Here is a 9,807-nt window from a genome sequence, read left to right on the forward strand (position 1 = left end):
TCGTTTGGGTAGAACAACCCGAAGTGGGGAGGGTGACGGAGGCGATGACGGGCTGGGCGGGGTCAGGCGAGGGGCGGTCCGATCGGGGCGCCCGTGGAGGCCCGGGCCATGAGTTCGGGGCGCAGTCGCTGCGAGGTCGCGGGTTCGCCGGCGATGCTGAGCAGGAGCTGGCGTACGGCGATCCTGCCGAGCTCCGCCATGGGCGAGCGGACGCTGGTGAGGGGAACGGGCAGTTCGGCCGCCAATGGCGTGTCGTTGAAGCCGGCGAGGGCCAGGTCCCGTCCGAGCTGCAGGCCGAGGTCGCGGGCGGCGCCGACCACGCCGATCGCGGCGAGGTCGTTGACGGCGAAGACGGCGGTCGGCCGCTCCGGGTGGCTGAGCAGGGCGAGGGCCGCCTGCCGTCCACCGCTCGTGTCGAAACCGCAGTGACGGACGCGGTCGGCGGGCAGGGGCAGGCCGGCCTCACGATAGCGGTCGAGGAAGCCTGCGGTGCGGTCCGCTCCGGTGCTGGCGAACGGCTCTCCGGCGATGACCGCGACCTGCCGGTGTCCCAGGGCAAGGAAGTGCTCGGCCACCAGCCTCCCCCCCAGGTGGTCGTCGCAGGTCACGGACGGATGGTCGGTTCCGGCACGGCGGTTGACGAGGACGAACGGGGTTCGCTGCAGTGCCGGATCGCTGAGCGCCGCGCCGTCCAGGTGCGCGTCGCCGATGATCAGCCCGTCCACCCGGCGGCCGAGCACCATCGCGATGCGCTCGCGCTGCACGGTCGGATCGTCGTGGGTGTTGGTGACGAAGGTGGACAGCCCGTGCTCGGTGGCCTCCTCCTCGATGCCTTCGTAGATGGTGGCGACCACGATCTCCGACAGCCGTGGGAAGAGCACGCCGACGAGGTTGCTGCGGCGGGTGCGGAGGCTTGTGGCGTGCGGGTTGGGCCGGTAACCCAGTTCGTCGGCCAGTTCCCGGATCCGGCGCGCCGTCTCACCCGACGCGGCCCGGCCCTTCTCTCCTGCCGGGCCGTTCAGCACCCGCGAAACCGTCGAGACGTGCAGCCCCAGCCGCCCGGCGATCCCCTGCAACGTCACCGGACCGCTCTCGTCCGTCATACCCGCCACCCGTCGCCCCGCTCCCGATCCGTGTGCCTGACGGTCCCATTCTCACCGGCGGTCGCATCCGCCTGCCCCAGGAGGAGTTGACCCATGCCCCAGCCTCCCACCCCATGGACGTGGCGGCCGGACACCCCGACGCACCGGATGCTCTCGGCGCAGTTCCGCGGCGGGGCCCTGGTCGCCGTGTGTGACGACGACCGGCATCCGGGCGGTGCGCAGGTCCTCGCCCTGGACCCGGCCACCAGCCGGACCCTGTGGTCCCGCCCTCTCCCCCGGCCGGCGTCCCCTCTCGGCGGCACCGCGGAGATCATCGCCTTCCTGGACCACGACAGGAACCTGCATGGCATCCGTGTCAGTGACGGCACCCCCGTGTGGCAGTTGCCGGGTGTGATCGGTCCCGGCCGCGCCGCCGTGGACGCCCGTCAGTCGGCGGCCATCTCCGTCAGCACCGCCGCCCCGGGCGGCCGACTGTTCACGGTCACGCGGGAGTGGACCCGTGCGTACGTCAGTATCGACAGCTACGGGGGTGAGACCCGGTATGAGGTCGCGGTCGTCGAGGATTCCGGCCGCGTCGTCGTCCAACGGTCCGACGTGCCGTACTACGACGACTCCTGGACCCGGCCCCACCCGGAGTTCTCCGTCGGCTGGCGGTGGATCGTCGCCCGTGACCCGGCCGACGGCAGCAGACGGTGGCGGTCGAGGACCTGGCGGGGCGCCGGGGAGGCCCGGCTGTGCGTGGACCGTGACGCGGGCCTCGTGATCGGCGTGAGCGGGGGCGGCGTGCGGGCGTTCGACGTCGCCACCGGGCAGCCGCGTTGGCGGCGGCCCGCGGTGCGCTCCCGAAAGGGCGCCCCCGTGAAGGGTTTCGTGCACGGCGCTGTGCTGGCGGGTGGTGTGCTGTGCGTCCGCGTCAGCGGGACGCTCGCCGCCTTCCGGGCCGCCACCGGCGCGCCGCTGTGGCGCCGCGACCTGCACGGTCACGGCCATGAACTGCTCGTCGACGGTGACACCCTGTACCTCCTGGAGCACGGTCCCGGGCCCGGTGCCCATCTGCGGGCGCTGTCCGCGGCCGACGGATCCGTACGCTGGCGGTATCCGGCCGCTGGGCACACCCAGCTGGACCTGAAGCAACTCCTCGCCGTCCACGCCGGCCTGGTGCATGTGACGGACAGCATGGGGATCCGCACGCTGAGGGCCACCGACGGGGCGGTCAGCCCGTCGGCGTCCCCCCGGCTCACAAGCGGTCGCCCTTTTCCGGCCCACTGCGATGTGGGGCTCACGGTCTTCCGCGAGACGGGCCGGGCAGCGGAGCCGCCCGGGCGCCTCGGCCGCCCCTTCCTGCACGGACTGGAGCGGGCGCAGCGCGCCGACGGCGGTGAGGACGGCTCCTTCCACGTGGTCCACGTCGGTCAGCGCCGCATCGCCGTGGCGGAGTACGGGTCTCGCTTCTACGAAGAGGGCACCCCGGTCCGCTTCGGCGTCGACCTGCACACGGGCGCCTTCCAGCACTGGCACGCCAACGCCGTCGAAACCCGCTCATGGCCCCCGCTGTCGGTGGGTTTCCTGGTCCCCCGCTGGGACCCCGTACGGCGCTGGCTGGCCGCCGGTCCAAGGAGCGAGCCGACCGCCGTCAGCATTCGCACGCGCGGACAGCTCGCGCGCTTCAGCGCTGCCGAGATCGTCCGCCGCAACCTGCCCGGTCTCGCCGCTGCCGCTCGTCTCAGGGCCTCACCCCTGCTCGCGCTCACCAGCCCCCGTAGCCGCCGGCTCATCGGCGGCGATCCGGCCGAGTCCCTCCCCTACCTGGTCCTCTTCGGGTCCCAGACCACGGCCCCGACCCACATCGGCACCGCTCAGACCCGCCCCACCCCGGAAACGGCAGACCTAGGCGATGGTGCATGAGCAACACTCGGTGACAGCTCGGTGAGGATGTTCGCGCGCGGCCACAGGGTCAGCGCGAACAGCACCATGGGAGGGCCGGTGCCGGGGTCGGTGGCGTGGCCGGTGAGGAGTCCGCCGAGGTCCTGGCCGAAGAGGCCGGTGGCGACCGCCAGCGCGATGCCGGCCGCCAGTGCCATGCGGCGCGTGCGCGGGGTCAGGACTCCCACGCCGATGGCGAACTGGAGCAGCCCGAGGACGACGACGAACACGGCGGCCCACCCGCTGATCAGCCCGCCGACCGCGTGGTTGACGGCAGCGACCACGGCCGGCTCGCCCTCGCCGGTATTGGACAGCTGGGCGGCAGGCACCTGGGCGGCGGGCTCCAGTTCCAGCGCGGCCGTGCCCACCCACAGAATCAGCCACGCCCAACGCGCCACCGCCCCACCCAGGAGGCCGCCGTCCGCGATGCTCGGCCCGCAGCGGTCGGGGCGGGACCACAGTGTCAGGGCGATCAGCGCGTAGAGCAGGGCTGCGCCCGGGGCACCGGTCAGCAGATCGCTGCCGCCCATGAACAGGCCGCCGAAGCCCTCGCCGACGGTCCACACCCCGAGGGCCCACAGAGCCGAGAGGGCCAGGGCCGGACGGGCGGTGCGCCGCCACAGCAGACCCGCGCCGAGCGCGACACGGAGTGCCGCCCGGATGCCGCAGGGTGAGGTCCTGGATCTGCCGGGTCCGGATGTGTCGGTCGTCGACGGCCATGAGCCCGCACCTCCGATCGCTCGCCGCACCGATGAGTACGCCCGGAAAGCGGCAAATGTTCACCGGATCGATCCACATCGGCAAACCCTACGAGTTGTAGGGTGATGGAGAGGAGTGGGAACGGCAGTGGACAAACCGAAGCAGACTGTCCAGGAGCGCAGTACGAACCGGATGGCACCGCGGGCAGCCGCGGCGACCGTCTGGTACTTGCGGCTGCTCGCCCTGTTCAATCTGGCGGCGGTGGTGTCCGTGCCGTTCCGCGACGAGGTCCACGAGCACAACGCGGGTGAGTACTTCACCCCGTACCTGGCGACCGCGGGCCTGGTGTCGGCGGCGCTCGCGCTGTGGCTCGCCGTGGTGATGCGGCGCCGCAAGCGGGCCGCCTGGGTCTTCAACCTCCTGCTCGCCGGACCGCTGTTCCTGCTCTACGCCCTCGCCCTGAGCCAGGACCCTTACGGCGAGCACCTCTTCAACTGGGCCTCCACCGCGGTGACCGGCCTCTTCGTGGGCGCGCTGCTGCTCGGGCGTACGGAGTTCACCGCGGTGGGCGACCGGTCCAACCCGCGGCTGGCCGTCGCCGTGGGCCTCGGTGGGCTCCTGGTCTGCGGCGCGGTCGGCACCCTGCTCGTCAGCGCCACCAACCGCATCACCGGCGCTCCGCTGGGCGACCGGATCGCGTACGCGCTCCTGCGCAGCGTCAGCATCGGGCCCCTCGCCGACCAACTCGACAGCGTGTCCGCGCCCCGGTGGGTGGACATCGTCATCAACGCCCTGACCGCGGCGGCCTTCGTCCTCGTCCTGTACGCCTGCTTCCGCACTCCGCGCGGCACCGCGCTGCTCTGCGAAGAGGACGAGCGCCGGCTGCGTGAGCTGCTGGACCGGCACGGCGAACGGGACTCGCTCGGCTACTTCGCCCTGCGCCGCGACAAGGCCGCCGTCTTCTCCCCCACCGGCAAGGCCGCCGTCACCTACCGCGTGCTGGGCGGAGTCACCCTCGCCTCCGGCGACCCGATCGGCGACCCCGAGGCCTGGCCCGGCGCGATCGAGGCCTGGCTGGCCGAGGCCCGCCGGCATGCCTGGACCCCGGCCGTGATGGGAGCGAGCGAGGAAGCGGGGATCATCTACGCCCGCCATGGTCTGGACGCCCTGGAGCTGGGTGACGAGGCCATCGTCGAGGTGGACGCCTTCTCCCTCGACGGGCGGGCGATGCGGGTCGTGCGGCAGGCGCACAACCGGGTCCGGCGGGCCGGGTACACCGTCCGCATCCGCCGGCACGGCGACATCCCCGACGACGAGATGGCGGCCCTGATCGCCAAGGCCGACGAGTGGCGGGACGGCGCCACCGAGCGCGGCTTCTCCATGGCCCTCGGCCGGCTCGGCGACCCGGGCGACGGCTGCTGCGTGATGCTGGAGTGCCGCGACGCCGACGGTCAGCCGCGAGCCCTGCTCAGCTTCGTGCCGTGGGGCGAACGCGGCCTGTCCCTCGACCTGATGCGCCGCGAACGGGACTGCGAGAACGGCCTGATCGAGTTCATGATCGTCGAACTGCTGCTGCGCGCGGGCGAGTTGGGCGTCTCGCGGGTGTCGCTGAACTTCGCCGTCTTCCGCGCCGTCTTCGAACGCGGCGCCCGTCTCGGCGCGGGACCCGTCCTGCGGTCCTGGCGTGCGGTGCTGTCGTTCTTCTCCCGCTGGTGGCAGATCGAGTCCCTCTACCGGGCCAACGCCAAGTACCGGCCCGTGTGGGAGCCCCGCTTCCTGTTGTTCGAGAAGTCGAGTGACCTGCTCCGCATCGGCCTGGCCGGCGCCCGCGCCGAGGGCTTCCTCGAACCGCCGCGGCTGCCCGCCGTCATACGCCGGAAGCCGAAGACGGACTCCGGCGCCGACGATCTGCAGCTCGTGAGGTGACGGCCGTGGCAGGCACACCGCCGGGCGCGAACAGACCCGGGCGCCGCAGCGCCGGCGCGCTCGACCCGGGACGCGCTGTCCACTGCCGAGGTCCAGGAACAGCTCGGCGGCGACCTCGCCCACAACACCGTGCACCATCCTCAGGCGCCTGTACGACAAGGGCCTCGTCCTGCGGGACGCGGGCTGCCCGGGCGGCACCTACCGCCCCGCGAAGGACGCGGCCGAGACGAGCGCCGAGGCCATCGGCGAGCCGGGCCGGTGGCGAGCCGGGCCGGTGAGGCCGCAGCCCGGAGCGCTTCTCTTCTCCCGGCGCCGACACCCTGACTGCCCCCGAGCGCATGGCTTCAGTGCTGCGGCCCGACGGGCGCCGCCGCGGGCAAGTCGTCGACCGCGGCCGTGAGCAGGGGCAGCAGCCGGGCGAGTTCGTGCAGCTCACCAGGGCGGTCGAGCAGCCGGACCTGGTCGGCGTGGACACGGTGGGCGGCTCGTTGGTGGAGGATGCGCCCCCGGCTGCTCAGGTACACGAGGACGCGGCGGCGATCGTGCGGATCGGGCCGGCGGTAGACCAGGTTGCCGGCCACCATGCGGTCGACCAGCTTGGTCAGGCTGGGCGGTGGCATGAGGGCGTGGTCGGCGATCTCCGACATGGCGTGACCCCCGCCGTCGGCCACCGCCGACAGCACCCGCCACTCCTCCACCGTGCAGTCCTCCTCGGCCAGGGTCGCGGCCAGGCGGTGCACCAGTCGCCGCTCGGCATGGCTGAGGAGGTGGGCGAGGTCCGGTGAGGAGGGTTGGGACGGCATTGCCGGTGTCCTTCCGGTCGGTCTACTGTCGGACAGATTACGAGCCTCCGCGAGGGCGCCGGGGCCCGGATGGGATCCGCGCGCCCGACACCCTCACGGAGGTGGTCTGTGTATCCGGTGGTGCCGAGACGGAGCGGCGACCCGCGCGCGACGCTGGCCGTGGCCCTGGTCGTCCCCCTGCAGGGACCGGCCGGTGTCTTCGGCCCGTCGTGCGAACTGGCCGCGCGACTGGCCGTCGAGGAACTGAACGCCGCCGGGGGTGTGCTGGATCGCGAGGTCCGGCTGGTCACCGTGGACGGAGGAGCGCCGCCGGAGCAGGTGGCGGCCGAGGTCGAAGCCCTCGTGCTGCTGGGTGCCGTCGACGGAGTGGTGGGCTGGCACACCTCGGCGGTGCGCCAGGCGTTGCTTCCCCGGATCGCGGGCCGGGTGCCGTACGTCTACACCGCCCAGTACGAAGGCGGCGAGCACACCCCCGGCGTCTTCCTGACCGGCGAGACCGACCCCGCTCAACTGCTGCCCGCGATGCGGCTGTTGGCGGAGGCGTGCGGCGCGCGACGCTGGTGCACGGTGGGCAACGACTACGTGTGGCCGCGGGTGAGCGCCCGCGCCGCGCGCGCCTACGCCCGCGCCTGCGGCGGCCTGGTGCGCGACGAGGTCTTCGTACCGCTGGGGACGCGTGACTTCGGGCCCGTGCTGCGACGGATCGAGCGGTGCGAGGCGGATGCCGCGCTGATGCTGCTGGTCGGGGACGACGCCGCGCACTTCAACCGGGCGTTCGCCGGGTACGGGCTGCATCAGCGGTGCCTGCGGCTGAGCACCCACATGGACGAGAACATCCTGCTGGCCACCGGCGCCGACGCCACCGACGGGCTGTGGGCCACCGCCGGCTTCTTCGAGACGCTCGCGACCGCCGAGAGCCTGGCGTTCAGCGCCCGTTACGCTGCCCGGTTCGGCGTGGAGGCTCCCGTCGTGGGCAGTCTGGGCGAGTCGTGCTTCGAAGGGGTGCGTCTGCTGGCAGCGCTGGCCGAGCGGGCGCGGTCGCTGGACGTGCGGGCGATGTGCGCGGTGGGCGACACCGTCTCCTACGAGGGGCCGCGCGGCGCGCTGCGGCTGCGCGGCAACCATCTCGCCCAACGGCTCTACCTGGCACGTGCGGACGCCTTCGACTTCCACATCGTCACCCAACTCTGACCCCGCTCCCCGCCGTTGACATTACCTTGCCACAGAAATACTTTCTACGGGAAGCATCTGGTGGGGCGAGCTGTGTCGCATGCAGACTTGCACCCGTCCCGAATCGCTCCGTCCCTGTTCGTGCGCTATCTACGCGCGTCGAACAAAGGCCCGTTAAAGACCTTTCCCTTAAAGGAAGCGAAACGTTCGAGAAACAGAGCGGCGTGACTCTTCCGTGCAATCGCCCGGCGTCGCCCGGGTCGTCCCCAGTGCTTGGAAGAGGGAATGTCGTGACGGAAATCGTCGACAAGGAAGCACCGCCGGCGAGTACGGGCGGACGGACGTACAACAACTGGGCGCAGAACGACACGTTGGAGGACTACTCGCTGCGCTACGCGCCGAAGTCCTTCCGCCGCTGGACCCCCTATGTGGTGGCCACCACGGCACTCGGCGGCATCGCCTACCTCGCCGACTTCGCCATCGGCGGCTCGATCGCCATCTCCAACGGCTTCTCCAGCGCCATGGTGGCGATCCTCGCCGCGGCGGTGGTCATCTTCCTGACCGGCATACCGATCTCGTACTACTCGGCGAAGTACTCCATCGACATGGACCTGTTGACCCGGGGCGCGGGCTTCGGCTACCTCGGGTCCACACTCACCTCGGTCATCTACGCCAGCTTCACCTTCATCTTCTTCGCGCTCGAAGGCTCGATCATGGCGCAGGCGCTGGAGTTGGGTCTGCACATCCCGCTCGCCGTCGGCTATCTGATCTGCTCCCTGATCATCCTGCCGCTGGTCATCTACGGCATGACGGCGCTGTCCAAGATGCAGGTGTGGACCCAGCCGGTGTGGCTGGTGCTGATGGTCGCGCCGTTCGTGTCCATCGCCATCCAGGAGCCGGGCAAGTTCTCCCAGTTCACGCACTTCGCCGGCAACTCCCCCACCGGCTCCAGCATCAGCATGCTCGGCATCGGCGCGGGCGCGGGCGTGGCCCTGTCGCTCATCGCGCAGATCGGTGAACAGGTGGACTACCTGCGCTTCATGCCCGACAAGACGCCCGAGAACAGCAGGAAGTGGTGGGGCGCAGTGCTCTCCGCCGGCCCGGGCTGGGTGGTGCTCGGCGCGGCCAAGCAGATCGGCGGCGCCTTCCTCGCCTTCTACATCGCCGGCAGCGTGGGCCTGTCCAAGGCCAACGAACCCATCCAGCAGTACGTCCACGGCTTCAAGACCTTCGCCGCACCCGTGGCGCTGGGCCTGGCGACGTTCTTCGTTATCCTCTCCCAGATAAAGATCAACTCGACGAACGCGTACTCGGGTTCGCTGTCCTGGTCGAACTTCTTCTCCCGGCTCACCCACCGCCACCCCGGCCGGGTCGTCTACATCTTCCTCAACGTCGGTATCGCGCTGGCCCTCATGGAGGGCGGTGTGTTCGGCTTCCTCAACACGGTGCTCGGCTTCTACTCCAACGTGGCCATCGCCTGGATCGGCGCGGTCGTCGCCGACCTCGTCATCAACAAGCCGCTGAAGCTCAGCCCGTCGTACATCGAGTTCAAGCGCGCCCACCTGTACAACTTCAACCCGGTCGGCTTCGGCTCGATGCTCATCGCCTCCGCCGTCTCCATCGCCGCCTACTTCCAGGCCTTCGGCGACTACGGCAAGGCGTACTCACCGTTCATCGCGCTGTTCCTGGCCATGGCCCTCTCGCCCCTGTTCGCGCTGCTCACCAAGGGCAAGTACTACATCGCCCGCGTCGACGACCTGGAGGAGCCGCTGCTCGGGACGGACGGACTGCCCTCAGCGGTCAACCTGACCTGCACCGTGTGCACCACCGACTTCGAACGGCCGGACGTGGCGAACTGTCCCTTCCACGCCGGGGCCATCTGTTCCCTGTGCTGCAGCCTGGAGAAGGACTGCCACGACTCCTGCAAGAGCGGCTCCGGTACCGAACCGGTCGTCCTCGCCCTGCCCACCGTCCGCTCCGTGGACTGAGCACCGTCACCTGACCGTCCGACGTCGGTCCGGCTCCCGTTCGCAGCGGGAGCCGGAGCCGACGTCGTTGAGCGGCGCGCGCTCGCGATCACGGATGAGGCGGGATCTGTGTGGTGGTGATGGTCATGGGGGTGCCGGTGACGGCGATGAGGTAGATCGGGGTGTGGGTGCTGGGGGGAAGGGTGCGGTAGCCGC

The 9,807-nt window shown here is 71.1% G+C and carries 7 protein-coding genes; 4 read left to right on the forward strand and 3 right to left on the reverse strand.

Annotation, left to right across the window (positions count from 1 at the left end; genetic code table 11):
- Window positions 1-62: 62 nt before the first annotated feature.
- Window positions 63-1,103: a LacI family DNA-binding transcriptional regulator gene (locus ACIRVK_RS41065; RefSeq protein ID WP_404256522.1), complete on the reverse strand. Its 1,041-nt coding sequence runs from the start codon at window positions 1,101-1,103 to the stop codon at window positions 63-65.
- A 93-nt stretch (window positions 1,104-1,196) separates the two neighbouring features.
- On the opposite strand from ACIRVK_RS41065, the gene ACIRVK_RS41070 reads away from it, so the two are divergent.
- A complete protein-coding gene (locus ACIRVK_RS41070) occupies window positions 1,197-3,008 on the forward strand; it encodes a PQQ-binding-like beta-propeller repeat protein (RefSeq protein ID WP_404256524.1) in 1,812 nt (603 codons plus the stop codon).
- Here the strand turns inward: ACIRVK_RS41070 and ACIRVK_RS41075 are convergent.
- On the reverse strand, window positions 2,960-3,775 hold the full coding sequence (locus tag ACIRVK_RS41075) for a hypothetical protein (protein WP_404256526.1): 816 nt from the start codon (window positions 3,773-3,775) through the stop codon (window positions 2,960-2,962). The two genes, ACIRVK_RS41070 and ACIRVK_RS41075, sit on opposite strands and share 49 nt — an antisense overlap.
- A gap of 142 nt (window positions 3,776-3,917) precedes the next feature.
- Between ACIRVK_RS41075 and ACIRVK_RS41080 the strand changes: the two genes are divergently transcribed.
- Window positions 3,918-5,651: a phosphatidylglycerol lysyltransferase domain-containing protein gene (locus ACIRVK_RS41080; protein WP_404256536.1), complete on the forward strand. Its 1,734-nt coding sequence runs from the start codon at window positions 3,918-3,920 to the stop codon at window positions 5,649-5,651.
- A 344-nt stretch (window positions 5,652-5,995) separates the two neighbouring features.
- Here ACIRVK_RS41080 and ACIRVK_RS41085 read toward each other — a convergent pair whose 3' ends face one another.
- Window positions 5,996-6,454: a MarR family winged helix-turn-helix transcriptional regulator gene (locus tag ACIRVK_RS41085; protein ID WP_404256528.1), complete on the reverse strand. Its 459-nt coding sequence runs from the start codon at window positions 6,452-6,454 to the stop codon at window positions 5,996-5,998.
- A gap of 108 nt (window positions 6,455-6,562) precedes the next feature.
- Here ACIRVK_RS41085 and ACIRVK_RS41090 point away from each other — a divergent pair, with 108 nt between their 5' ends.
- Together ACIRVK_RS41090 and ACIRVK_RS41095 are read left to right on the forward strand one after the other, a co-directional pair.
- On the forward strand, window positions 6,563-7,645 hold the full coding sequence (locus ACIRVK_RS41090; protein ID WP_404256530.1) for a substrate-binding domain-containing protein: 1,083 nt from the start codon (window positions 6,563-6,565) through the stop codon (window positions 7,643-7,645).
- 269 nt (window positions 7,646-7,914) lie between these two features.
- On the forward strand, window positions 7,915-9,612 hold the full coding sequence (locus ACIRVK_RS41095; RefSeq protein ID WP_404256532.1) for a purine-cytosine permease family protein: 1,698 nt from the start codon (window positions 7,915-7,917) through the stop codon (window positions 9,610-9,612).
- Window positions 9,613-9,807: the final 195 nt, after the last annotated feature.

It is taken from the genome of Streptomyces sp. NPDC101152 (assembly GCF_044768275.1).
In the GTDB taxonomy this organism is placed as follows: Bacteria; Actinomycetota; Actinomycetes; order Streptomycetales; family Streptomycetaceae; genus Streptomyces.